Source organism: Bacteroidota bacterium (genome assembly GCA_017303975.1).
GTDB lineage: Bacteria > Bacteroidota > Bacteroidia > JAFLBG01 > JAFLBG01 > JAFLBG01.
On sequence record JAFLBG010000050.1, the window covers coordinates 1 to 24,109 of the forward strand.

Consider the following 24,109-nt stretch of genomic DNA (forward strand, 5'->3'; position numbering starts at 1 on the left):
TTCCCGCTGTAGTAATAACACATGAACCTGTGTTAACCGTTAATGCCGTTGCTGTAGAACACTCGTCATTGGCAGGTGGTGGAGGTAAATTGGACACACACACATTAAAAGATGTTGTTTGTCCAGTTGTGCTGGTCCAAGAGTAAACTCTAATGTAGTAAGTGTTTCCGATTGTTAAACCACTAACAACACTGTTGTTTGGGTCGCTACAAACTAATGAAGAGCCAAGAGCACCACATGTTCCGCCATATACTACGTGATACAAATCTGTAGTAGAACCAGTTACATTAAGTAATTCTATTTTATGTGCGGTTGCTGTTGCTACAAAAGAAAACCAAACATCGTCATCATCTGTTCCAAAACAACTATTAGCTTGCGAAGATGCCGTAGCACCTGCAATAGTTCCTGCAGTAGTAGATGTACACACCGTTCCTGAATTTACAGTTAAAGCTATTGCTGATGAACATTCGTCATTTGCAGGTTGTGCAAATGCGCTAAAAAAAGATAGTTGCAAAATACCTGCAACCAAAAAATGGTAGTACTTTCTCATGAGTTAAATTTTTAGGTTAATATTAAATTCGGTGCAAAGGTAAGCCATTGTGGAGTAAATATAAAATTTGCATCTCCAAATTTTATTAATTAAAAGTGTAATTACTTGATTTTCAAAAAAATAAACTCTTTTGCAATAGTTTGTTATTTTAAATACATTTAAGAGTCTGTTTAAATTTCATATTTGTGAACAATATCAACACACATATCTCGACTCCGCTCGATATATCATCGCGCAAAATGGTCAATTCGAGTTCCGATGTATCGGGAAGAACGTGTGAAATGGCTATGTTAATTTTTTATGAAAAATTGAACAGGCTCTATCAAAATTTACCAAAAACCTAATAATTATATGCAAGCCGAAGACATAAAAAAATACATTGATACAAACAAAGACAGATTTCTTAGTGAATTATTCGACTTATTAAGAATTCCATCTGTTAGTGCAGATTCCAAGTACAAAGGAGATGTTGCAAAAGCGGCACAGTTTATCAAAGCTAAGTTGATAGAGGCTGGCGCCACACAGGTAGATGTTTTTGAAACTCCCGGTCACCCAATTGTATATGGCGAGAAAATAATAGATCCTAAATTACCCACTGTTTTAGTGTATGGACATTACGATGTGCAACCTGCCGATCCGCTTGATTTATGGACCTCGCCACCGTTTGAGCCGGTAATTAAAAATGAAAAAATTTATGCTCGAGGAGCCTGCGATGACAAAGGACAAGTGTATATGCACATCAAAGCGTTTGAATACATGATGCAGAACACTAATTTGCCATGTAATGTTAAGTTTATGATTGAAGGCGAAGAAGAAGTGGGCTCTGTTAATCTTGGCGATTTTATAAAAGCACACAAAGAAAAATTAAAGGCCGATATAATTTTAATTTCAGATACCGGAATTATTGCCAACGATGTACCATCTATAACTGTTGGGCTACGGGGCTTAAGCTACGTAGAGGTAGAAGTTACAGGTCCTAATAGAGATTTGCATTCCGGCTTATATGGTGGAGCAGTTGCTAATCCTATCAACGTATTGTGCGATATGATTGCCCAATTGAAAGACGAAAATCAACATATTACTATTCCCGGTTTTTATGCCGATGTGGTTGATTTAAGTATGGAAGAAAGAAGCGAAATGGCGAAAGCTCCTTTTAGTTTGGATGAGTATAAGAAACATTTAGATATAGCAGATATATTAGGCGAGAAAGAGTATAGCACAAACGAAAGAACCTCCATTCGCCCTACACTTGATGTAAATGGTATTTGGGGCGGATATACCGGAGAAGGAGCTAAAACAGTAATTGCTTCTAAAGCATATGCAAAAATTTCTATGCGTTTAGTGCCGAATCAAAATTCGGAAACAATAGCCGAGTTGTTTAAAACGCATTTTGAGAAAATTGCACCTTCATCAGTTAAAGTAAAAGTAAATTTTCATCATGGTGGCGAACCAGTTGTAACCTCTATTACATCAACTGCATACAAGGCTGCTAGTATGGCAATGCAAGATACATTTGGTAAAAAACCTATTCCAACGCGTAGCGGTGGTAGTGTGCCAATTGTAGCCTTATTTAAATCAGAACTTGGGTTAGATTCTATATTGATGGGCTTTGGCTTAGATAGTGACGCCATACACTCGCCAAATGAGCATTACGGAGTATTTAATTTTTTGAAAGGAATTGAAACTATTCCGTTGTTTTATAAGCATTATGCTCAATTATCAAAAGGCTAAATAGTAATCTTTTGTAAGTTGCTTGTACTCTAAGGTATATCCGGAGTCTTGGTTGTGCCCTATTACGAGCGTGTTTTCGGAAAAAGAAGTTCGTTCAAAAGCAAATTGCATCAGCAATCTTTTTTCGGTTGTTTTTTCTTGTTTTGTTCGCACACGTGTTAGCTTTGTAAGCAACAAGCGTTTCGATTCAGCCATGTCTCTAAATATTTCGCCTTCTTTGCAGGGTAGAATTACTTTAAATATTCCTTTTTTGTCAAGTAATTTAACGGCCCCGTCCAGCAAGTCGGAGTAGGGAAGCACATCTGCATGGCGCGCTAATGTACGTTCAAAATAACCTGCCTTTGACGAGCCAATAAAGTAAGGAGGATTAGAAACAATTAAGTCGTATTTTTTTGTTTCTTTTTGAGCAAACTCTTGAAATGACGCGTGATACACCTTAATGCGTTCGTTCCATTTGCTATTTACAACATTTTCTTTTGCTTGTAAATAGGCGCCTTCATCTATATCAATGGCATCAATACTAGCATTTGTTTTTTGTGCAAGCATCATTGCTATTACTCCGGTGCCGGTACCAATATCTAAAATGTGTTTTGCATGTTGCGCATTTGCCCATGATCCAAGCAACACGGCATCTGTGCTCACTTTCATGGCACACTTATCTTGTTTTACAACAAACTGCTTAAACGCAAACGCACTGTTTGACATACACTAACGGATATTGAGATAAATATACGCAAGAATAGATTTAAAATCAAGACGAATTGTAAAAAAATATAGACTAAATGTTGTTTATTGTCGACAATTATAAGTCGAGTAGACCTGATGGGATGTGTAGAGTGATAATTTTATTCTCTGTATCAATGTCTTGAATTAAGTCCTCTGCCAGTGGAATCAATACTTCTCTATTTTGATAGGTAATTTGCAGTAATGGTTGCGCCTTTGTGTCTAGTACACCTTCTACTACACCAATTTTACCTGCCTTTGCATCGTACAATTCAAATCCAATTAAGTTGCCGTACTCTTTTTTATTTGATAGTGATTTGGTGGTTGATCTGGGCAAAAAAATCTCCCTGTTATTATACTTTTCGGCATCAGAAATGGAGTTGATGGTTTCTAGTTTTAGTCCGTACGTTTCTCCTTTTACGATACAATTTTCTATGTAAAACGGAACCAAGCTTGCATTGATTTTAAAGAACACAAAATCATGATTAGTAAGTTTCTTTTTAAGAGTTACTTTTATTTTAAGCGAAACTTCTCCTTTGTGTCCAAATGGCTTGGAAACAGTACCTACACATACGTAATTTTTTAAATCTAGATTGTCCATAAAACAAACATCCCGCCTAAGCGGGATGTTTTTCAATTACTGTTAAATATAATTATTCTGCTGCCTGTGCTCCCTCTGTAGCTTCAGGTGCTGCTGCTTCAACAACCGGAGGTGTGTTTTTTGCAGCAATTTTTTCTGCTTTTTTAGCTTTTACTTCTTTTTCAGCTTCCATACGTTTTTTGTAGGAGTCTTTTTTCGCTTCAACCAAGGTAGTTTTTTTACCTTCTATTTTTGCAGTTTTGTCGTTCATCCATTTTGCAAATTTAGCTTCTGCTTGTTCTAATGTAAGAGCCTTTTTTGTAACGCCCTTTAAAAGATGATTTTTATAAATTACACCTTTATACATTAATACTGCTTTTGCTGTATCAGATGGTTGAGCGCCTGTTTGAAGCCAATACAAAGCTCTGTCGAAATTTAAATCGATAGTAGCCGGATTAGTTTTAGGATTATAAGTCCCTAATTTTTCAATGTACTTTCCATCTCTCGGTGCACGACCGTCAGCAACAACAAGGTGAAAAAAAGCTTGATGCTTTTTACCATGTCTTTGTAACCTAATTCTTGTAGCCATTTTATTTAGTTGTTTTTTAAATTAAAGTCTGCAAATATCGCACTTTTTTTGAATTATACCCCTCTGTACAGCTAAAATTAATTTAACGCACTGATAATTAGTGTAATAAAAGTGGTGGAGAAGCTATTTTTTAAACCCTAAGATACTTACTCCACAGCCGGAACTATTGTCAAATACAGTTTCGATGTAATAAACGCCTGTAGCGGTGCATTTGTAGCCTATGGTAGGGTAATGTTTCTTTGACGATTTTGCGTAGCTGCTTATAACCAGTTTGTGATTTCTATCGTATAGATTTACAATCATTTTCCCAGCTTTGCCTTGATCGCAAACGGTAAGCACATAGTCGTGATCTTTACTAAATACATACGAAAATTCTTTTTTCTCGCTCGATTCGAACGATTTTACAAATTTATAATCATTCAATTGAGAGGAGCATTTATCTAAAAAATCTTCGCTATCACACTGACCATAGGCAGTTGGAGAAACAAGTAAAAAACAAATAGCTGTTATCGTGGTAAGTAAAACTTTACGCATACGTTAATTAACTTTAGTAAGGGTGGTTCTAATTTTTGAAATTTGAGCAGCAATTTGCTCGAACAATGGTTGAGATATTTCAACAGTACTGGTGCTTCCGGAATTTTCTTCTACAACCAACATGCCATCCACCTCTTTTGTAACGGGCTCTTTGTATTCATAGGTTATTTTTACCTGATCAAATAAGTTTTTTAATTTTTCTACTTCATCATTTAATCCTACAAACGCTTTGTCGTCTTTAAAAAGCTTAAGTAGAATCATAATTTGGTCGAGCGAAATTTTTTGTTCTCCTACACGCTCCATCAATTTAGGGCTTTTGGTTTCTTTTGCAACTGTAGCTGCTAAATGCAAGGATTCAATCCAACCTCCAATAAGCATCAAAACACTTATGTTATCACGCTTTTGTTTTGCTAAATAATTATTCATTTTTTCAAAACTCATGGTCGAAATAAAAATAAGCGAATCGAGTTTGCTGCTATTGGATGCTAGTCTTTTTAGTGTTTCAAAATCGAAAAATTGTCCTAAGTACAAATCATCTGCCAACCCTCTTACAGCACCTAAATAATCGATAGCCGCAGTAGATTTTTCGTAAATATTTATGTATCCTAAATCGGCTCCATAAATACCCAAATTTACAGCCTTACTAAACGTTTGCGTGTAGCCACCTTTGCTTTCTGTACTGTTTAGCATTCCTTTATTAAATTCTGCTCCACTTTCTTTAATAAGTGAGGTAAGTTCTAATGGAGAAGGAATTGACTTAATAACTTCATTGATGGCTTCACTGGACATTTCCAGTTTTTTTTGTGCAAGTGCAGTTGTATCAATGGTTTGAACGGGGGTGTCGTTAGTATTGTTGTTGCACGCTAAACAAAATAACAACATTGGAATACTCCAAATGTGTTTGATTTTTCTCATTACAGATGAATCTATGATTTACCTAAATATAATCACAAAGTTTATTTTAGCAAACTGTAACCTTTTATTATTTGATTATGTTCAGTAATGAATAAAATTGTATATTTAAAGCTAATTCGGCAAGTTTCAAATGCGTGTACTAACTTTTTTAGTAAGTATAATTTTAGTTGTAATTTCATTACAGAGTTCTGCCCAACTTAATTCTGCTCACGAAGTTGTTGTTACTATTGATGTACAACCGTTCTTACAGCTTAAAATGGAGGGACCGGAACAATTGGATTTTACCTTTGGGCAAATACAAGATTATTATGCAGGCATCACTAAATATGGTGTTACCGTGCTTAAAGTAAGCGCTACCGTTTCATGGGATTTATGGGCAGCAGGTCTTTCCAATGGTTCGGTAGGTAATTTTTTGTGGGATAATCCAGCGCAATATCAAGTAGCTACCGATGCGTTTAATACCGTTCCAATTACAGCATTGGAACTTCATCAAACCCCGGAAAATCCATCCATTGCTTTAGGTTGTTTATCTACAGTAGCACAATCTAGTGATTACAGCAGACCATTTCAAATGCGTACAGGCATTAATACAATATCCAGCAACAATACGGTTTATGCTCCAAGTCCCGGTGCTCCTTATACTTCTCCAACTTCTGCTGCTGCAATGGGCGCATCTGAAAAGTATATAGCAGGTGGAACCGGAACGGGTGGTAATTGTCAAGTAGCAGGCGGAAGCTATATTTTACAAGCTACTACGAGCAGTAGTTATTATTACTCTATTGATTATAGAATTATTCCGGGGCTTCCTGTGGTATTTCCTGCGCATGATGATGCAACAACTGTAAACTCAGCTGCTGCATATGTAACCAATGCAGATGCCGCTACTAATTTTATTGATAACCCAACCGAATACGCACAACCAGGTATTTATACCATGTACGTAAAATATATTCTTGCTCAAGATCAATAAGAGGGATATTTTTTTCTGGCGCAAGTTGCACCAATCCAAAATTTTTCAAGATGAAATTTCAAATTCCTGCAAATACCCAAGCTATCATTTTTGATTTAGGTGGTGTTATTTTAAATATTGATTATCAAAAAACGGTTGAGGCCTTTAAAGGATTGGGACTGCATGATTTTAATTATTTTTTCTCGAAGCAAGTTCAAAAAGATTTTTTCGATGAATACGAAAAAGGATTCATCAGCTCATTTGAATTTTTAGAGCGTATAAAATCTTTTTTGCCTGAAAGTGTATCTAACGAACAAATTGTGGAGGCTTGGAATGCAATGTTATTAGATCTTCCGGAGGAGCGATTGCATTTGTTGAAAAAGCTTAGAGACAAGTATTCCATTTTTTTATTGAGCAATACAAATGAAATTCATATAAATGAGTTTCATCTTTTTTTGAAAGGTAAGTTTGCAATGCCTGATTTAACCGACTATTTCAATAAAGTATATTTATCGTACCAAATTGGAAAGCGTAAGCCTGATGCAGAAATTTTTGAGCATGTATTGTTGGAAAATAATTTACTCCCCAAACATGTTGTTTTTATTGACGATTCGCCACAACATATAGAAGGCGCAAAATCGTTGGGGATTACGACCTTTCATTTGGAGAATCCAACCACTATTTTGGATATTGAGTATTAGAGAATGTTTTTTATTTGTATCGGTTAAGGTTTACTACTCTTTAATTCTTCCTCTTTTCTAATTTTTTTGAGTATCACAAAAACAGATATACTTAATAGGTGTGAAAAAGCACCAAACTGAAATCAGATAATTTTCGAAGAAAAAGGCACTGATGAGTAGTGATGAAGGTGTTTTAATTCTAGAATTTACCTACAATTGCATCCGGGAATAATCCCATTGCAATTAATAAAATAGTGCAGATATATAACAAGGCTTTTGTAGTGCCGGAAACTTCAATAGGCTCGGTTTCGCTTGTTTGTTTAGAGTACATAGCAATAATTATTCTGAAATAATAATATACGCCAATTAAAGAAGCTACGATTGCAACAAGTACAATACTAATATGTCCACTTTTAAAAGCTGCTAAAAAGATTTGATACTTTGCGAAAAAGCCTGCTAGTGGAGGTATTCCTGCCATTGATAATAAAGCTAATGTCATAAAAGCAGATAGTTTAGGATTTGTTCTGCTTAGCCCGTTAAATGCACCAATGTGGCCAACTCCTTTTTTCTCAGCCACTACAGATAGCACACTGAATCCAATTAAAGAAGCAATGGAGTAGGATGCTGCATAGTATAAAATACTTTTTCCGGATGAAGTATTCATTGCTATAATAGCCAATAGCATATACCCTGCGTGTGATATACTTGAATACGCAAACATGCGTTTAATATTACTTTGAAATACAGCGGTGATATTACCTACAAGTAATGTTAATGCTGCTACAATAGTTAAGATTGTAGTCCATTCGTTTGGTGTGTATGAAAATGAAGTGGCAAAAATACGCATGAAAGCCCCAATAGCAGCAGTTTTTACAACAGTTGCCATAAAAGCTGTTACAGGTGTTGGTGCGCCATCGTAAACATCCGGTGCCCAAAAATGAAGTGGAACAGCCGATACTTTAAATAACAATCCTACTAATACTAACGAAAGTCCAGTTACATAAAAAGTGGATAATCCATTTACATTAGCTGCAGCATATCCACCAATAGCACTAGTATCAAACGTTCCGGTAGCACCATATAAAAATGCTATTCCAAACAATAAAAATCCGGAGGCAAATGCTCCCATTAAAAAATATTTCATTCCGGATTCATTAGAGGAAATATCGTCTTTCTTACTTGCGGCTAAAACATAAACGGGTATTGATAAAATTTCAATGCCCAAAAACAGCATAGATAGGTTATTATAGGAAACTAGAATAACACCACCAATCAAAGCAAATAAAACCAATGCATAGTAGTCTGTTATGCTTTTTTCCGGAGTAAAATAATCTTTAGAAAATACAAACCATAATGCTGTAATAAGCATCAGCAAAACAGAGAAGCCTACAGCATATTTATCCATTCGTATCATCTTGTAATACAAATTTTCAAAATTCCATTCTGTAAGCGTAATGCCTGCAACTGCTACAAGTCCTACAAGAACTATAGGAAACAAAAATTTCTTGAAACGAAATATTTCAGAAAATAAAGCCAGTACCGATAAAACTGATAATGCTACTAATGTCTTCATATTTATTTTACACTATTAACTAAATCCATTACAGCACCTTCCGATAAACTCATAAGTATATTCGGATAAACTCCTAAAACAATAATTAGTATTGAAATGATTATAAGCGAAATTTTCTCATTGCTGGTCATACCTTGGTATTTAATGCTTTCGCCTCTTACCTCGCCAAGCATTATGCTTTGGTAGCTTCTAAGCATATATACAGCACCTAGAATTACCGTAAGTCCTGCAAAAACAGCCATTACGGAGTTGTATTGGTAAATAGAATTGAGTAGTAAAAATTCTCCTACGAATCCACTGGTAAGCGGAAGTGCCACACTGCCTAAAAGTATAACTAGAAATAGAAAAGCAAATAAACCATCTATGTTTCTTAGCCCTCCCAAGCTTGTAATGGTGCGTGTTCCGGTGTTGCGTTGGAAAATATCTACAACTAAAAATAGACCTACTACATTTATACCATGGCTAAACATTTGAATAATGCTGCCTTGTACGCCCATCGAATTACATGTTAAGATTCCTGCACTCATTAACCCTACGTGCGCAAAGGAAGAGTAAGCGATTAATCGTTTAAAATCTTTTTGTACAAGTGCTAGACTCGAACCGTAAATTATACCAATGATACTTAGCGTAATAGCTAAATAGGCATATTTTTCAACTCCTGCAGGAGCTAATGGAAGCAACCATACAATTAATCCATACGTACCCATTTTTAACATAATGCCGGAAAGTAACATAGTTCCTGCTGTAGGGGCGTTGGTATATGTATCAGGTTGCCATGTGTGGAAAGGAAATACCGGCATTTTAATAGCAAAGGCAATAAACATTCCCCAGAAAATATAGCGTTGTTCTTTTACCGATAATGATTTTCCTGCTGTGTATAAATCTTCAATAGCAAAGCTTCCATTGCTTGTATGCACATATAGGTAAATTAGTGAGGCAAGCATAAACAAGCTTCCTGTTAGTGTATAAACAAAAAATTTAAAAGTAGTTTTTGTTCTATTTTCTTCGCTCCAAAGCAAGCAAATAAACCAAATTGGTAAAAGAGCTAGCTCCCAAAAAATGTAGAACAAGAAACCATCACGAGCCATGAAAACGCCTTGCAGTGCAAATTGCATGAATAGAACAAGGGCATAGAATAAATTTGTTTTTTCTGTAATTCTGTTTGCAGTGCTATAAACGATGATTGGTAATAATAATCCGGTTAATAGAACGAGTAAAACATTTAATCCATTTATTGCAATGTTGAAATGCGTGCCAATAGACTTAATCCAAGGATAGTTAATCGCTAACGAAGATTCGCCTTGTGTCTTGAAAACGTAAACGCCAATGGCAACAACAAGTAATTCCAGCAAAGAAAAAGCAAGTGTAAGTTTATAGGCGTTTTCTTTTTTTCCTAAATAAATTAGGATGCCTGCAACTAATGGTAAAAGAAGTATGAGTAATGTAATCATATCAATGTAAGTAACAATATAAGCGCTATCCCAATGGTCATAGCAAATATGTAAAATCCAATGCTTCCGGTTTGAATATATCTCAATGCAATTGCGGTTCTATTAACTAGTGTGCCGGTTCCATTTACAATAGCATCAATAAACCGAAGTTCTACAAATCGATATGAAATGTCTGAAATCCAATTGTAAGGTTTTGTTATTACTTTTTCGTAAAGCTCATCAACCCAATATTTGTGGTAAACAAGTTTGTGGATAGGTTTTAATTCTTCATTTTCAGCAGCTGGGATAGTTGCTTTCTTCGCGAATAGATCGTATGCATAATAAATAGATACTGCTGCAGTAAGTATAGCAATTCCAATAAGCATATATTCTGTTTCGTGTGTTAAGTGATTAGCCATTGCAACAATTTGTGATCCGCTGAAAATTGGCGCTAAATACTCTTTTAAGAAGTGATGTCCATGCAGTACCTCCGGAATGCCCATGAAACCGCCAATAACAGAAAGCACGGAAAGAATAATTAATGGAATTGTCATAGCTTTTGGACTTTCGTGCAAATGATGCGCTTGGTGATCTGTTCCGCGGAACTCACCAAAAAAAGTTAGGAATAATAAGCGGAACATATAAAATGCTGTCATCATTGCCCCGATTACCGCAAGTAGCCAATAAAATTTGTTATGAGCATAAACATTAGCTAAAATTTCGTCTTTAGAGAAAAATCCGGAGAATGGTGGAATACCCGATATAGCAATGGTTCCAAGTAAAAAAGTTATGTAGGTTACCGGCATTTTCTTTTTCAGTCCGCCCATGTTTCTAATGTCTTGGTCTCCACTCATGCCATGAATAACGCTACCAGCACCAAGGAATAACAATGCTTTGAAAAACGCATGAGTGGTAACATGAAATACTGCGCCTGTATAAGCGCCTACGCCAAGTCCTAAAAACATATATCCTAACTGACTTACAGTAGAATATGCCAAAACTTTTTTAATATCGTTTTGAACAAGTCCAATTGTTGCTGCAAATAGGGCGGTTACTAGACCAACAATAGCAATAACTTCCATAGTAAACGGTGCCATGCTAAATAATATGTTTGATCGGGCTATCATATAAATACCTGCAGTAACCATGGTTGCCGCATGTATCAAAGCAGACACAGGTGTTGGCCCTGCCATAGCATCCGGTAGCCACGTATATAAAGGAATTTGAGCACTCTTGCCCATGGCACCAACAAACAATAAAAGTGTAATACAAATAATAGCTGTTTCGCCTGATGCAAATTTGTTAGCAGATTGGAATACGTCTGTATAATTGATGCTTCCGAAAGTGATGAACAAAAGTATAATACCAAGAATAAAACCTAAGTCCCCAATGCGATTCATGATAAATGCTTTTTTAGCAGCATTGTTATACGCATCATTTTTAAACCAAAATCCAATTAACAAGTAGGAGCATAGTCCAACGCCTTCCCAACCAACAAACATTAACAAATAGTTGGAGCCCATTACCAACAATAACATGAAAAAGACAAAGAGATTTAAGTAAGCAAAATACCTGTTGTGCCCTTCGTCTTCGTGCATATAGGCTGTAGAATACACATGAATTAAAAAGCCAATACCTGTAATTATGAGCATAAACAAGCTAGATAGCTCATCTATTTGAAAAGAAAAATCTGCTTTAAAATCGCCTGCTTTTATCCAGGTAAATAGATTTATTATTTCCGGTTTAGCAGCTTTTAAGTTAAAAAATGAAATAAGAGAAATGATGAATGCAGCTAAAATAACACCGGAACCAATTATTCCGGCTGTGTTTTTTGTTAGCTTCTTCCCAAACAACCCTAATAGGGCAGCTCCTAGCAGCGGCATAAGTGGCACTAAACAAACAAGCGACATCATAATTTATCTCGAATTTCTTTATTTATAATTTAGCATTCCTAATTTAAAACTCTGGCGCAGCCAGTGACTACCATTTTAGTTTGTTCAATACATTTACATCTGTTGTTTTACTGTTTCTATAAACAGTAACTAAAATTGCTAATCCAACTGCTACCTCTGCTGCCGCAACAACCATAGTGAATACAACAAATACTTGGCCTGCGGTATCTGATAAGTAACTCGAAAAAGATACCAATAAAAGATTTACCGCATTTAACATCAATTCGATTGACATAAATATTATTATGGCATTTCTTCTAAGTAGTACACCTAGAACACCAATACAAAAAAGTAGTACGCTTAGCGTAACATAATGATCAATTGCTATCACTTTATTTTATTTCTTTTTTACCTAACATAACGGCACCAACCATGGCGCCTAAAAAAAGTATCGATGATACTTCAAATGGAACCATGAATTCGCCAAATAAAACTTTACCAATATTTTTTATTAATCCAATATTAGGATTAGGAGCATTTTGAATAGGAGCCATCTCGAAATTTTTTAGTGCAGCTACTAGTACCAATAAAAGCAGACCTCCGGAAATAACTCCGGCAAATTTTACAAGAGCAGGTTTGTGAGTTTCTGTTTCTTCATTAAGATTTAGAAGCATAATAACAAATAGAAATAGCACCATAATAGCACCGGCATAAACAATAACATGAACCGCTGCAAGGAACTGAGCATTTAATAAAACATAGTGCCCTGCAATGCTAAAAAACGTTACAACTAAATATAATACACTATAAATTGGGTTTTTGGATGTAATTACAAGCAGCGCAGAAAAGACTGCAACAAAGGATAAAAAATAAAATATATAAGTTGAAATCATAAAACTTAGTTAGCAGAACAAATATAATATCTAAAATGAATCATCGTATTTTAAATCAATTTGATTTTAAAAATCTTATTTTAATTTCTTGCCTTCAAATAATTTATTGTGTGCCACATTTGGCTGCTTTTTAAATTCTGAAACATCTTCTGTTTGTCTTCTTGCTACACTAATTCTCTTTTCTTTTTCTATTGGCTCAACAAGTTTGTTTTTACCATACACGAAATTTTTTCTTAAGTCAGCAGAAGGAACTATCCTATCTGTTAAAAATATAGCTTCTTTTGGGCAAGCTTCTTCACACAATCCGCAAAATATGCAACGCAACATGTTTATTTCATAGGTAGCAGCATATTTTTCTTCTCTATATAAATTTTCTTCTCCTGGCTTACGCTCCGCGGATGTCATTGTAATTGCTTCTGCCGGGCATGCTACTGCGCATAGTCCGCAAGACGTGCATCGTTCAGCGCCATTTTCGTCTCGCTTCAATACATGTTGCCCTCTATAAACTGGAGCAAATTCTCGTTGTACTTCCGGATAACTTATAGTGGCTTTTTTCTTAAAAAAATGACTGAATGTAATTCTTAAGCCACCTAAAATTGCAGGTATATAAAGCTTTTCCCAAAAGGTCATTTGCTTTTTTACAACAACTTTTGATCTATTTGTAAGAGTTAACATAACTACAGTTTGCCGTTAATTAATTAAAAAAGTACATTCCAAATCCTGTAAAAATAATATTTGCAATGGCTAATGGGATTAAAATTTTCCATCCTAAGTGCATCAATTGGTCGTATCTAAATCTCGGGATTGTCCATCTAATCCACATGTAAAAGAAAATAAAGAAAAATATTTTTAAGAATAAGAACATTGTGCCAAGCATAGCAAGCGTATTGGGATTAGTTACAAAACGCCCTATTAATGGCATGTTGTATCCGCCAAAATAGAATGTAGCAATTATTGCGGAGGATATAAACATGTTTATGTATTCGGCAAATAGATAAAATCCAAGCTTCATACTGCTGTATTCAGTGTGATATCCGCCAACCAATTCACTTTCACATTCTGCTAAGTCGAACGGAGCTCTATTTGTTTCAGCAAAAGCGCAGATTAGAAAAATTAGAAAACCAAGAGGTTGGTAAATTACATTCCAGTGCCAACCCGTTTGTTGTGCCGCAATTTCACGAACGCTTAAAGTGCCTGTCATCATTACTAATGCAATAATGGATAAGCCCATAGCAAGTTCATAACTTATCATTTGAGATGATGCACGCAATGCACCAAGCAAGGAATATTTGTTGTTAGAAGCCCATCCTCCAATCATAATTCCATATACTCCAATAGAAACTACTCCGAATAAATAAAGTATGCCAATATTAATATCGGTTACTTGTAGTGGATAATCTGTGCCATTTATAGTAAGCGAAGTTCCCCAAGGAATTACAGCTCCTGTCATTAGTGCAGTTAACATAGCTATACTTGGACCAAGCAAAAACAAAAACTTATTCGAAACATTTGGTATAATTTCTTCTTTCATAAACATCTTAACACCATCGGCTAACGGTTGTAAAATTCCAAAAGGACCGGCTCTATTGGGACCTATACGATCTTGCAAAAAAGCTGCTACTTTACGTTCTGCATAGGTAGAATACATGGCAACAAATAAAGATGCTCCAAACACGCAGGTAGCAAGAATAAGTTTGTATATAATGAAAGACATTTCCATAAAACAATATCTATTTTTTCTCTTGTAATTTTTTTTGCTGCTTAGCTACATCTAATTTTAGTTGAGCTAAGTTCTCGTAATGATTTTGTGAAATTACCGAATGACGGTCTATATGACTTGGTTTTTCAATAGTCCAGTCTTTCGTGTTTTTAGTGTGGAAACGGCAATCATTGCATATAAATTCTTCCACTTCGCCATACACATCTTTGCGTGCTGTTACTCTTAGCACTTCTTCCCCTTTATACCACAAACGCACTTTTCCCGAACACTTTTTACATTCTCTGTGTGCATCAACAGGTTTGGTAAACCATACACGACTTTTAAAGCGGAATGTTTTATCTGTTAATGCGCCTACAGGGCACACATCCACCATGTTTCCGGAGAATTCATTTTCTATTGCATTTTCAATGTAGGTGCTAATTTCAGCTACATCGCCTCTGTTCATTACACCATGTACTCTGCCATCGCACAATTGCTCTGCCACTTTTACACAGCGGTAGCAAAGAATGCAACGGGTCATGTGTAATTTAATGTATTTGCCAATATCAATTTGTTGGAATGTTCTTCTCTTAAATTCGTAGCGAGTGCGCATTTTACCATGCTCGTACCCCAAGTCTTGCAGGTGGCATTCTCCGGCTTGGTCGCAAATAGGGCAATCTAACGGATGGTTTATTAATAAAAATTCAACAACACCGGCTCTTGCTTCCAACAAATCTGGAGAAGTAATGTTTTCTACTACCATTCCGTCCATCACAGTTGTTCTGCAAGATGCAACAGGTTTGGGCATAGGACGAGGATCTTTTGTAGAGCCTTGCGTAACTTTTACAATGCACGTTCTGCAATATCCTCCGGATGTTTTTAGTTTTGAGTAATAACACATGGCAGGAGGCACAATTTCTCCGCCAATCATTCGTGCTGCTTGAAGTATAGTTGTTCCATCCGGAACATCTATCTCGTGATTATCAATAGTTACTTTTGCCATAAAATAGGCTAACAGGTTTTAAGTAGTTAACAATCCGAAGATTATTTGGTTTGCTGTAAAAACAACTAGTAACAAATATATAAGTTTTTTTGAGTTGGAGGCTTTAATAAACAACTAATTATCAACCTATTTATTTTATCAAGATGAATGGCTATTTGCATCTGTATTAAGCCTTTAATTGAGTCGATTAAATATTGGTTGGGTATTATTTCATTACATTGCTTTTAGCTAGATTTGAAGACTAAAAATGTTGTATTATGATTAAGAAAATCCTTTTACTTGGCTCTGGCGAATTAGGCAAGGAGTTTGTAATAGCAGCCAAGCGCCTTGGTCAGTATGTGGTGGCGGTCGATTCGTACGATTATGCTCCTGCTATGCAAGTTGCAGATGAGTGCGAAATTATAAATATGTTAGATGGTAATACATTAGATGCAATTGTGGCTAAGCACAATCCCGATATTATTGTTCCTGAGATTGAAGCCATACGAACAGAGCGTTTTTATGAGTATGAAAATCAAGGCATACAAGTTGTGCCAAGCGCTAAGGCTGCTAATTTTACCATGAATAGAAAAGCTATTCGCGATTTGGCTGCAAAGGAATTAGGGGTAAGAACAGCAAAATACCAATATGCATCAACTTTAAGTGAATTGGAAAGTGCAGTAGCTGCGCTTGGATTACCTTGTGTTGTAAAACCATTAATGTCATCGTCAGGGAAAGGCCAATCTGTTATAAAAACAAAGGACGATATTTCAAAAGCATGGGAATATGCCTTAAGTGGGAGCAGGGGAGATTATATGGAAGTTATTGCAGAAGAGTTTATAAAATTTGAGTCGGAAATAACTTTATTAACTGTTACACAAAAAAACGGACCTACTTTGTTTTGCGCACCTATAGGTCATAGGCAAGAAAGGGGCGATTATCAAGAGAGTTGGCAGCCTGCTGCTATTAACAGCAAGCAACTGGAAGAGGCACAACAAATGGCAGCTAAGGTTACCCAAGCTCTTGGAGGTGCAGGTATTTGGGGTGTAGAATTTTTTTTAACAAACACGGGTGTTTATTTTTCTGAATTATCGCCAAGGCCTCATGATACAGGAATGGTAACGCTTGCAGGTTCTCAAAATTTAACAGAGTTTGAGTTGCACGCTCGTGCGGTTTTAGGATTGCCAATCCCGTTTATTGAATTGCTAAAGAATGCAGCAAGTGCTGTGGTGCTTGCAACGAAAGAGGGCGCTCATCCAACTTATACAGGCGTAGTAGATGTTTTGAAAGAGTCCAATACCGATGTGCGAATTTTTGGCAAGCCAACAACCAGACCCTACAGAAGAATGGCAGTAGTGCTTGTAAGTGATATACTTACCTCCTCTATAAATTCAGTAACTTCCAAGGCAATTGAATTGGCAAAGAAAATAAAAGTGCATGTTAATTAAATAGTGATAGAATAGCTAAAATGCCTACACCTATTGATATAGAGCAGTATGTTGAACTTGCTAAAAAACATCAGGTGTTTGATGTTAGAACCCCTGCTGAATATTTAAAAGGACATTTGCCCGGGTCCATTAATCTGCCTCTTTTTGAAGATGAAGAGCGAGCGGTTGTTGGAAAGATTTACAAGCACGATGGTCGGCAGCCAGCTATTTTAAAAGGACTTGAGCTGGTTGGTCCCAAATTAAAACAGTTGATAAAAGCTGTTGTTAAGCAAACTTCAGACACAACTATTCTGCTTTATTGTTGGCGGGGAGGCATGCGCAGCGGTAGCGTTGCGTGGTTGTTGGAAATGTACGGCTATAAGGTATATACACTAAGAAAAGGGTACAAGGCATATCGAAATTATGTGCTGGCACAGTTCGATAAGAAATATTTTTTTACGGTATTGGGTGGTTACACAGGCACAGGGAAAACGGAGTTATTGCAGCATTTGCAGGGGCAGAATCAACTAATTATTGATTTGGAAAAATTAGCAAATCATAAAGGATCTTCTTTTGGTTCGCTTGGAGAGCAAGCCCCGCCTACGCAAGAGCATTTCGAAAATTTACTTGCAACGCATTTACTGGATGTGGGAACAGACAAACACTTTTGGGTAGAGGACGAAAGCCGAACCATTGGTCGAGTAGGAATACCTACCGGTTTTTGGCGTCAAATGAGGACTTCCCGAGTTACATTTGTTAGTTTATCTTTTGCTGTAAGAACTCGATATTTAGTTCAGCAATACGGAAAATACAGTAAAGAAGAATTGATTACAGCTACTAGCCGCATTGCTAAAAGGTTAGGAGGGCAGCACGTTAAGCGAGCTGTAGAAGCTATTGAAAAGGGAGATTTAACCACAGCGTGCGAAATCAATTTAACATACTACGATAAGGCTTATTTATATGGGCTTTCCGAGAGAGATAAGAAATTAATTATACAATTCGAATTTGTCGAACCAGATTTAAAGGCAATAGCACAACAGCTCATACAATGGAAAAAGTTAAATTAACCTCATACAGTAAGGCTTCCGGCTGCGGCTGTAAAATAGCTCCAGCTGTTTTAGGTAAAATTTTGGATTCGAATTTGAATTTATTTAAAGGCAAAAATTTATTGGTTGGTAATGAAACCTCTGATGATGCTGCTGTGTATGATTTAGGTAATGAAATTGCATTAATTTCCACTACAGACTTTTTTACTCCTATTGTTGACGATCCCTATTCTTTTGGCAGAATAGCAGCGGCAAATGCATTAAGCGATGTATATGCAATGGGCGGAACGCCAATTATGGCGCTCTCTATATTGGGTTGGCCTACAGACAAGTTGCCAATTGAAATTGCGCAGTTGGTAACAAAAGGAGCTGTTGATGCATGTACCGAAGCTGGTATTCAAATTGCCGGTGGGCATAGTATTGAGAGCCAAGAGCCTATTTTTGGGTTGAGCGTAAATGGATTGGTAAAAAAGAGTAATATAAAGACAAATGGAGGCGCTAAAACAGGAGATGTTATTTGTCTTACAAAGTCAATAGGAACAGGCATTTTGAGTGCAGCCGAAAAAAGAGATAAGTTAAGAGTAGAAGATTTAGGGAAAGCAGCACAGGTAATGATGAAATTAAACTCAATAGGAGCGAAATTGGGGGAGTTGGATTTTGTGCACGCACTAACTGATATTACAGGTTTTGGATTATTAGGGCATTTGGTAGAAGTGTGCAAAGCTTCTGGGGTGTCTGCTGAAATGAATTACGAAGCGGTTCCCAAAATTGATGGAATAGACTACTACATTCAACAATACATTGTGCCTGATAATACCTATAGAAATTGGAATGCATACGAAAAGGAAGTATCGGGAAATGTAGCTACTTCTTTTTTTACATTGTGCGACCCACAAACCAACGGAGGGTTATTAATCTCAGTGGATAAATCTAAATTGGGTAGTTTGAAAGACTTATTTGCGAAAGAAAAATTAGAATTATTCGTTATAGGAGAAATGCGACCGAAACTGCCAAACGGTTGTTTGGTAGATATTTGCTAAAGCCATACATTTGTAAAAAATAAAAAAATGAAAACGATTAAATTAAGTTTGCTTGTTTTGCTTACAACCACATTGTTTTTGGGCTCTTGTAAAAAATACGAAGATGGTCCTATGTTCTCGCTCAGAACAAAGAAAGCCAGAGTTGCGGGTACTTGGGAAATGGAAAAATATTTTGAAGCAGGGGTGGATAAGACTGTTGAGTACAAACAGCTAGTTTCGTCCAACAAAATGGAACTTAAACGAAATGGCGATTTAGATGTAACGCTTGGAGGCAATTATATGGGCTTCCCTGTAACACTTACAGGAACTGGTACCTGGGAGTTTTTGTCCGGTAAGGAGGAAGTGGAAACAAATACAACTTTTACAGGACAATCTACATCTACAAGAACAGTATATAAAATACTACGTCTAAAGAATAAAGAACTTTGGGTGGAGGTAAAAGATACCAATCCTGTTCAGGAATTCCACTTTAAAAGCACAAAGTAGGATACTATTATAAGCGAAGAGGGCGATGTTTGGATTAACAAGCATCGCCCTCTTCGCTTTTGTATATCTCTAAACTACGGACGCTCTAATTGAGAGAAAAAGAAATCGCCTTCAATTTTTGCGTTTTCATCGCTATCTGAACCATGCACAGCATTTGCAGAAATTGATTTTGCAAATAATGCACGAATAGTTCCGGGCTCAGCTTTTGCGGGATCTGTAGCGCCAATTAATTTTCTGAAATCTGCAATGGCATTGTCTTTTTCCAAGATGGCAGCCACAATTGGCCCTGAAGACATATATTGTACAAGATCTTTGTAGAACGGCCGCTCTTTATGTACTTCGTAAAACTTACCAGCCATTTCTGCAGTAAGTTTAGTGTATTTCATGGCTACAATTTTAAAGCCGGCTTCGTTCATTTTTGCTAAAATAGGACCGATGTAGTTGTTCGCAACACCATCAGGCTTAATCATGGTAAAAGTTCTGTTAGTTGTCATAAATTTTTAAAATTAAGTTGCTGCAAATGTAGTAAAAGTTTAGCACGTAAAATTAAATTTGGGTTTAATGCAGCTTCAGAATTTAATATCTTGTTAATAATTATAAATTCCTTTGATGGCAAATAAAACAAGGCAAAATAATATATTCGTAAAGTCTAATTACGTATATTTTTTCTTTTAAAAGCATATTAATTTCTTGTAAACCTACATATGAACGATAATTATTTGAATGAGCTAAACGAGGTACAAAAACAAGCAGCTATAAATATTGCAGGCCCCATGATGATTGTTGCAGGTGCGGGCTCTGGGAAAACACGTGTACTTACCTATCGAATTGCACACTTGCTGCAAACGGGGGTAGATGCGTTTAATGTATTGGCACTTACGTTTACCAATAAGGCTGCGCGTTCTATGAAGGACAGAATAAAATTAATTGTAGGAGGTAACGAGAGCAAGAATTTGTGGATGGGGACATTTCACTCTGTATTTGCTCGTATATTACGTGCAGAGGCTGAAAAAATTGGTTACCCTACAAACTTTACAATTTACGACACAGAGGATACGAAAGGCTTAATAAAGGATATCGTAAAATCATTAAACTTAGATGAAAAAGTGTATAAGCCTGCATTGGTCTATTCCCGTATTTCTGCAGCAAAAAATAGTTTGATTTCAGCGGCAGCTTACAATGCCAATAAACAGGTGCAAGAAGAAGATAAAATGTCTGGCAAGCCTTTGTTGGGGCAGATTTACGAAACCTACGCCAAACGCTGTTTTAAAGCAGGAGCAATGGACTTTGATGATTTGTTATTCAATACAAACGTGTTGCTGCGCGATTTTCCGGAGGTGTTGTTAAAATACCAAGAACGTTTTAAATACATTTTGGTAGATGAGTATCAGGATACCAATTTTTCTCAATATGTAATTATTAAACAATTGGCTGCACGGTACGAAAACATTTGTGTAGTAGGCGATGATGCCCAAAGTATCTACGCTTTTAGAGGTGCGAATATTCAGAATATTTTAAATTTTGAAAAAGATTATCCCGATTTAAAAGTTTTTAAACTCGAGCAAAATTACAGAAGCACCAACACTATCGTACAAGCAGCAAATAATGTAATTGCCAACAATAAAGATCAACTAAAAAAGCAAGTGTGGACAGACAACGAGCGAGGAGAAAAAATAAAACTTATTCGTGCAATGACTGATAATGAAGAAGGGGCAAAGGTGGCACAATCTATTTTTGAAACAAAGATGAATAAACAAGCTCACAATAAAGAGTTTGCAATATTGTATCGTACTAATGCCCAGTCTAGAGCAATGGAAGAGGCGCTTAGGAAATTGAATGTTCCTTATAAAATATTTGGCGGACTATCTTTTTATCAGCGTAAAGAGGTAAAGGACATGGTGGCTTATTTGCGGCTAACAGTTAATAATCACGATGAAGAATCGTTAAAAAGAATCATCAACTATCCTGCAAGAGGAATTGGAGATACAACTGTTCAGAAACTAATGGTGGCTGCAACCGACCACGATGTAAGCATTTGGACGGTAATGGAAAATATTAATGAGTTCACAGATTTAAATTCAGGAACAAAGAGCAAAATAGCCGATTTTGTTGCCATGATAAAAAGTTTTTCATCGCAAGCGGAAATAAAAAATGCCTATGAGATTGGTGAGCTGATTGCCAATAGCAGCGGACTTTTGCGAGAATTTTATACAGACAAAACCCCCGAAGGTGTTAGCCGGTACGAAAATATTCAAGAGTTATTAAATGGCTTGAAAGAATTTTCAGATGAGGCAGAACAGCAAGAAATGGTGAATCAAGCTATTGAGTTAACTAAAATTGTAGAGGAGGTAAATGAAGGAGATGGCGCAATAACTGTAAATCCGCCACGCTCGCTAGCAGCTTATTTGCAAGACATAGCATTGCTTACAGATGCAGATAAAGAAAGTGATACCGAAAAAGATTATGTTTCTTTGATGACTATACATGCCGCTAAAGGACTCGAGTTTTCGTATGTGTATGTAGTGGGATTGGAAGAAAATTTATTTCCATCACAAATGTCGCTCAATTCTAGAACTGATTTAGAAGAAGAAAGACGCTTGTTTTATGTGGCACTTACTCGTGCAGAAAAAAAGGCAACACTCTCTTATGCTGTTACCCGCTACCGTTGGGGTAATTTGATAAACAGCGAGCCAAGTCGTTTTTTAGAAGAAATATCTGCAGAACATTTAGAGATGCCTGCAAGTCTTACCGAATTTGACGAGCCTGTTTTTGATAACAACGAAGTAAGACGAACAAACACGTTTCGGCCAAAATCGAGTGTAACTGCAAAGCCTGTGGTTACAACTCCTTCGCCTATAAAGAAAAATTTAATCAGAATGAATACAGCTGCAAATTCTGATACAACACACAATCCGGAATTGCTAAAAGATTTGCAAGTTGGAATGTCTGTTGCACATGAGCGTTTTGGGACAGGTAAGGTAATTCAGATGGAAGGTTTTTTTCCGTACAATAAAGCAACCATCTTATTTGATAATGCAGGTCAAAAGCAGTTGCTTATAAAATTTGCAAAGCTGCAAATACTTGGTTAGTGCATTAAATAGCGGTGTATGATTTTTTACTAATACTCCCAAGCCGTTTGTTTCTCCATAAATAAACGAAAGCGCCAAGTATTAGAAATACAATAACAACCATAAGAATGGTGTTTATGGGAGCAATTCCGGCTTCGTGAACTTCAATTTTTTTGGGAATAACTACTTTGTCGTTTTCTTCTAGTAGCATAGAGGCATTAACTGTAGAGCCAACTCCCTGCTTATACTTAACAGATTTATTAATTGTTGCTGCAATTTCTGAGGTGTTAAAAGCAAGTTTGGCATGTGCACTATAAACGATAACTAAAGAAAAAAGTGCGATAAGTATATTTTTCATATGTTTTGTTTTAGTCATTAACATCTATGCACCAAACATATTTGATACTTCCCTTTATATCCACTTAAAATATAATTTAATGAATAACCCTAAATCGTTATTTAAGATTATAATTTGAATTATTAATTTGTATATCAGTATATTAAAACGTAATTTATGTGTTGTGTGTTGCATGTTTTGCTTATGTAGAAATTATGTAGTTTTACCAAAAAATAAACAAATAACTATGTACGCATCATTTAAACAACACTTAGAAAAAGAGCTTAAAGCTATTGAAGAGGCGAGTTTGTATAAAAAAGAAAGAATTATAACTACTCCACAAGGGGCAGATATCAATACTACAGCAGGTTCTGAGGTAATAAATTTTTGTGCAAATAATTATTTGGGATTATCATCGCACCCAAAGGTAATTGAGGCGGCTAAAAAAACACTAGATACGCATGGTTATGGAATGTCTTCCGTTCGCTTTATTTGCGGCACACAGGATATACATAAAACATTGGAGAAAAAAATTGCGAATTTCTTGGGTACCGAAGACACTATTTTATATGCTGCTGCATTTGATGCTAATGGTGGGGTTTTTGAGCCATTGTTTGGAGAAGAAGATGCTATCATTTCTGATGAATTAAATCATGCCTCTATTATAGATGGAGTGCGTCTTTGCAAAGCAAAACGGTATCGCTATAAAAATAATGATATGACTGATTTGGAGGAGCAACTGAAACAAGCTTCTGCTCAGCGATTCAAGATTATTGTTACCGATGGTGTTTTTTCGATGGATGGTTTTATTGCAAAGCTAGATGAAATAGTAGTGTTAGCTCAAAAATACAATGCGCTAATTATGGTTGATGATAGCCATTCTACGGGTTTTGTTGGTAAAACCGGTAAGGGTACCGCAGAGCATTGTAATGTAATGGGTAAGATAGATATTATTACGGGTACTCTGGGTAAAGCACTTGGTGGG

The 24,109-nt window shown here is 36.2% G+C and carries 25 protein-coding genes; 9 read left to right on the forward strand and 16 right to left on the reverse strand.

The genetic code is table 11. The features are described from left to right. Window positions 1–550: hypothetical protein (locus J0M08_13245; GenBank protein MBN8704027.1), on the reverse strand; the 550-nt coding region annotated here is incomplete at its 3' end. A 351-nt stretch (window positions 551–901) separates the two neighbouring features. Here J0M08_13245 and J0M08_13250 point away from each other — a divergent pair. After that, on the forward strand, window positions 902–2,281 hold the full coding sequence (locus tag J0M08_13250) for a dipeptidase (protein ID MBN8704028.1): 1,380 nt from the start codon (window positions 902–904) through the stop codon (window positions 2,279–2,281). Here the strand turns inward: J0M08_13250 and J0M08_13255 are convergent. The 5 genes from J0M08_13255 to J0M08_13275 all read right to left on the reverse strand — a co-directional run bounded on the left by J0M08_13255 (window position 2,270) and on the right by J0M08_13275 (window position 5,622). Continuing rightward, window positions 2,270–2,986, reverse strand: a complete 717-nt coding sequence (locus J0M08_13255; GenBank protein MBN8704029.1) for a methyltransferase — start codon at window positions 2,984–2,986, stop codon at window positions 2,270–2,272. The two genes, J0M08_13250 and J0M08_13255, sit on opposite strands and share 12 nt — an antisense overlap. 97 nt (window positions 2,987–3,083) lie before the next feature. After that, complete coding sequence (gene rimM, locus J0M08_13260) at window positions 3,084–3,605, reverse strand: 16S rRNA processing protein RimM (GenBank protein MBN8704030.1); 522 nt, start codon at window positions 3,603–3,605, stop codon at window positions 3,084–3,086. A gap of 52 nt (window positions 3,606–3,657) precedes the next feature. Beyond that, window positions 3,658–4,173, reverse strand: a complete 516-nt coding sequence (locus tag J0M08_13265) for a 30S ribosomal protein S16 (protein ID MBN8704031.1) — start codon at window positions 4,171–4,173, stop codon at window positions 3,658–3,660. Window positions 4,174–4,296: 123 nt separating this feature from the next. Continuing rightward, the gene (locus J0M08_13270; GenBank protein ID MBN8704032.1) at window positions 4,297–4,707 is read right to left on the reverse strand and encodes a hypothetical protein; all 411 of its coding nucleotides are present in this window, start codon (window positions 4,705–4,707) and stop codon (window positions 4,297–4,299) included. A gap of 3 nt (window positions 4,708–4,710) precedes the next feature. Continuing rightward, a complete protein-coding gene (locus tag J0M08_13275; GenBank protein ID MBN8704033.1) occupies window positions 4,711–5,622 on the reverse strand; it encodes a hypothetical protein in 912 nt (303 codons plus the stop codon). Window positions 5,623–5,752: 130 nt separating this feature from the next. Here J0M08_13275 and J0M08_13280 point away from each other — a divergent pair, with 130 nt between their 5' ends. Both J0M08_13280 and J0M08_13285 read left to right on the forward strand, forming a co-directional pair. Continuing rightward, window positions 5,753–6,592 (forward strand): hypothetical protein, encoded by an 840-nt coding sequence (locus J0M08_13280; GenBank protein ID MBN8704034.1) that lies wholly within the window; start codon window positions 5,753–5,755, stop codon window positions 6,590–6,592. Window positions 6,593–6,642: 50 nt separating this feature from the next. Then, the gene (locus J0M08_13285; GenBank protein MBN8704035.1) at window positions 6,643–7,272 is read left to right on the forward strand and encodes an HAD family phosphatase; all 630 of its coding nucleotides are present in this window, start codon (window positions 6,643–6,645) and stop codon (window positions 7,270–7,272) included. 178 nt (window positions 7,273–7,450) lie between these two features. On the opposite strand, the gene J0M08_13290 is transcribed toward J0M08_13285, so the two are convergent. The 8 genes from J0M08_13290 to J0M08_13325 all read right to left on the reverse strand — a co-directional run bounded on the left by J0M08_13290 (window position 7,451) and on the right by J0M08_13325 (window position 15,741). Further along, a complete protein-coding gene (locus J0M08_13290) occupies window positions 7,451–8,824 on the reverse strand; it encodes an NADH-quinone oxidoreductase subunit N (GenBank protein MBN8704036.1) in 1,374 nt (457 codons plus the stop codon). 2 nt (window positions 8,825–8,826) lie between these two features. Continuing rightward, window positions 8,827–10,275, reverse strand: a complete 1,449-nt coding sequence (locus J0M08_13295; GenBank protein MBN8704037.1) for an NADH-quinone oxidoreductase subunit M — start codon at window positions 10,273–10,275, stop codon at window positions 8,827–8,829. Beyond that, entirely contained in the window at window positions 10,272–12,167 is a 1,896-nt protein-coding gene (nuoL, locus tag J0M08_13300; protein MBN8704038.1) for an NADH-quinone oxidoreductase subunit L, read from the reverse strand. Before nuoL ends, J0M08_13295 begins: the two co-directional genes overlap by 4 nt. A gap of 67 nt (window positions 12,168–12,234) precedes the next feature. After that, window positions 12,235–12,534, reverse strand: a complete 300-nt coding sequence (nuoK, locus tag J0M08_13305) for an NADH-quinone oxidoreductase subunit NuoK (protein MBN8704039.1) — start codon at window positions 12,532–12,534, stop codon at window positions 12,235–12,237. A 4-nt stretch (window positions 12,535–12,538) separates the two neighbouring features. After that, window positions 12,539–13,039 carry an NADH-quinone oxidoreductase subunit J gene (locus tag J0M08_13310; GenBank protein MBN8704040.1) on the reverse strand — a complete coding sequence of 167 codons (501 nt, stop codon included), beginning with the start codon at window positions 13,037–13,039 and terminating at the stop codon, window positions 12,539–12,541. A gap of 75 nt (window positions 13,040–13,114) precedes the next feature. Next, window positions 13,115–13,714, reverse strand: coding sequence for an NADH-quinone oxidoreductase subunit I (locus J0M08_13315; protein MBN8704041.1), 600 nt, complete (start codon window positions 13,712–13,714; stop codon window positions 13,115–13,117). Window positions 13,715–13,733: 19 nt separating this feature from the next. After that, complete coding sequence (gene nuoH / locus J0M08_13320) at window positions 13,734–14,759, reverse strand: NADH-quinone oxidoreductase subunit NuoH (protein MBN8704042.1); 1,026 nt, start codon at window positions 14,757–14,759, stop codon at window positions 13,734–13,736. Between the two features lie 10 nt (window positions 14,760–14,769). Beyond that, window positions 14,770–15,741, reverse strand: a complete 972-nt coding sequence (locus tag J0M08_13325) for a (2Fe-2S)-binding protein (GenBank protein ID MBN8704043.1) — start codon at window positions 15,739–15,741, stop codon at window positions 14,770–14,772. A gap of 257 nt (window positions 15,742–15,998) precedes the next feature. Between J0M08_13325 and purT the strand changes: the two genes are divergently transcribed. The 4 genes from purT to J0M08_13345 are packed head-to-tail and all read left to right on the forward strand — an operon-like array spanning window position 15,999 to window position 19,719. Beyond that, window positions 15,999–17,168 (forward strand): formate-dependent phosphoribosylglycinamide formyltransferase, encoded by a 1,170-nt coding sequence (gene purT / locus J0M08_13330; GenBank protein MBN8704044.1) that lies wholly within the window; start codon window positions 15,999–16,001, stop codon window positions 17,166–17,168. Between the two features lie 20 nt (window positions 17,169–17,188). Next, window positions 17,189–18,214: a tRNA 2-selenouridine(34) synthase MnmH gene (gene mnmH / locus J0M08_13335; protein MBN8704045.1), complete on the forward strand. Its 1,026-nt coding sequence runs from the start codon at window positions 17,189–17,191 to the stop codon at window positions 18,212–18,214. Further along, window positions 18,196–19,233 (forward strand): selenide, water dikinase SelD, encoded by a 1,038-nt coding sequence (selD, locus tag J0M08_13340; GenBank protein ID MBN8704046.1) that lies wholly within the window; start codon window positions 18,196–18,198, stop codon window positions 19,231–19,233. The genes mnmH and selD overlap by 19 nt, the downstream gene beginning before the upstream one ends. Before the next feature lie 27 nt (window positions 19,234–19,260). Further along, a complete protein-coding gene (locus J0M08_13345; GenBank protein MBN8704047.1) occupies window positions 19,261–19,719 on the forward strand; it encodes a hypothetical protein in 459 nt (152 codons plus the stop codon). Window positions 19,720–19,793: 74 nt separating this feature from the next. Here J0M08_13345 and J0M08_13350 read toward each other — a convergent pair whose 3' ends face one another. Further along, window positions 19,794–20,213: a nucleoside-diphosphate kinase gene (locus J0M08_13350; GenBank protein ID MBN8704048.1), complete on the reverse strand. Its 420-nt coding sequence runs from the start codon at window positions 20,211–20,213 to the stop codon at window positions 19,794–19,796. Window positions 20,214–20,423: 210 nt separating this feature from the next. On the opposite strand from J0M08_13350, the gene J0M08_13355 reads away from it, so the two are divergent. Beyond that, window positions 20,424–22,808, forward strand: coding sequence for a UvrD-helicase domain-containing protein (locus J0M08_13355; protein MBN8704049.1), 2,385 nt, complete (start codon window positions 20,424–20,426; stop codon window positions 22,806–22,808). Window positions 22,809–22,812: 4 nt separating this feature from the next. Here J0M08_13355 and J0M08_13360 read toward each other — a convergent pair whose 3' ends face one another. Then, window positions 22,813–23,145, reverse strand: coding sequence for a hypothetical protein (locus tag J0M08_13360; GenBank protein ID MBN8704050.1), 333 nt, complete (start codon window positions 23,143–23,145; stop codon window positions 22,813–22,815). Between the two features lie 226 nt (window positions 23,146–23,371). On the opposite strand from J0M08_13360, the gene J0M08_13365 reads away from it, so the two are divergent. After that, window positions 23,372–24,109: aminotransferase class I/II-fold pyridoxal phosphate-dependent enzyme (locus J0M08_13365; protein ID MBN8704051.1), on the forward strand; the 738-nt coding region annotated here is incomplete at its 3' end.

Coding starts and splice junctions, on each gene's coding strand:
- J0M08_13350 (MBN8704048.1), bottom strand. CDS start 20,213: ATGACAACTAACAGAACTTTTACCATGATTAAGCCTGATGGTGTTGCG.
- J0M08_13275 (MBN8704033.1), bottom strand. CDS start 5,622: ATGAGAAAAATCAAACACATTTGGAGTATTCCAATGTTGTTATTTTGT.
- J0M08_13345 (MBN8704047.1), top strand. CDS start 19,261: ATGAAAACGATTAAATTAAGTTTGCTTGTTTTGCTTACAACCACATTG.
- J0M08_13250 (MBN8704028.1), top strand. CDS start 902: ATGCAAGCCGAAGACATAAAAAAATACATTGATACAAACAAAGACAGA.
- selD (MBN8704046.1), top strand. CDS start 18,196: ATGGAAAAAGTTAAATTAACCTCATACAGTAAGGCTTCCGGCTGCGGC.
- J0M08_13270 (MBN8704032.1), bottom strand. CDS start 4,707: ATGCGTAAAGTTTTACTTACCACGATAACAGCTATTTGTTTTTTACTT.
- J0M08_13290 (MBN8704036.1), bottom strand. CDS start 8,824: ATGAAGACATTAGTAGCATTATCAGTTTTATCGGTACTGGCTTTATTT.
- J0M08_13310 (MBN8704040.1), bottom strand. CDS start 13,039: ATGATTTCAACTTATATATTTTATTTTTTATCCTTTGTTGCAGTCTTT.
- J0M08_13360 (MBN8704050.1), bottom strand. CDS start 23,145: ATGAAAAATATACTTATCGCACTTTTTTCTTTAGTTATCGTTTATAGT.
- J0M08_13285 (MBN8704035.1), top strand. CDS start 6,643: ATGAAATTTCAAATTCCTGCAAATACCCAAGCTATCATTTTTGATTTA.
- J0M08_13280 (MBN8704034.1), top strand. CDS start 5,753: ATGCGTGTACTAACTTTTTTAGTAAGTATAATTTTAGTTGTAATTTCA.
- J0M08_13315 (MBN8704041.1), bottom strand. CDS start 13,714: ATGTTAACTCTTACAAATAGATCAAAAGTTGTTGTAAAAAAGCAAATG.
- J0M08_13295 (MBN8704037.1), bottom strand. CDS start 10,275: ATGATTACATTACTCATACTTCTTTTACCATTAGTTGCAGGCATCCTA.
- J0M08_13265 (MBN8704031.1), bottom strand. CDS start 4,173: ATGGCTACAAGAATTAGGTTACAAAGACATGGTAAAAAGCATCAAGCT.
- J0M08_13355 (MBN8704049.1), top strand. CDS start 20,424: ATGAACGATAATTATTTGAATGAGCTAAACGAGGTACAAAAACAAGCA.
- mnmH (MBN8704045.1), top strand. CDS start 17,189: ATGCCTACACCTATTGATATAGAGCAGTATGTTGAACTTGCTAAAAAA.
- nuoL (MBN8704038.1), bottom strand. CDS start 12,167: ATGATGTCGCTTGTTTGTTTAGTGCCACTTATGCCGCTGCTAGGAGCT.
- nuoH (MBN8704042.1), bottom strand. CDS start 14,759: ATGGAAATGTCTTTCATTATATACAAACTTATTCTTGCTACCTGCGTG.
- J0M08_13255 (MBN8704029.1), bottom strand. CDS start 2,986: ATGTCAAACAGTGCGTTTGCGTTTAAGCAGTTTGTTGTAAAACAAGAT.
- J0M08_13325 (MBN8704043.1), bottom strand. CDS start 15,741: ATGGCAAAAGTAACTATTGATAATCACGAGATAGATGTTCCGGATGGA.
- purT (MBN8704044.1), top strand. CDS start 15,999: ATGATTAAGAAAATCCTTTTACTTGGCTCTGGCGAATTAGGCAAGGAG.
- rimM (MBN8704030.1), bottom strand. CDS start 3,605: ATGGACAATCTAGATTTAAAAAATTACGTATGTGTAGGTACTGTTTCC.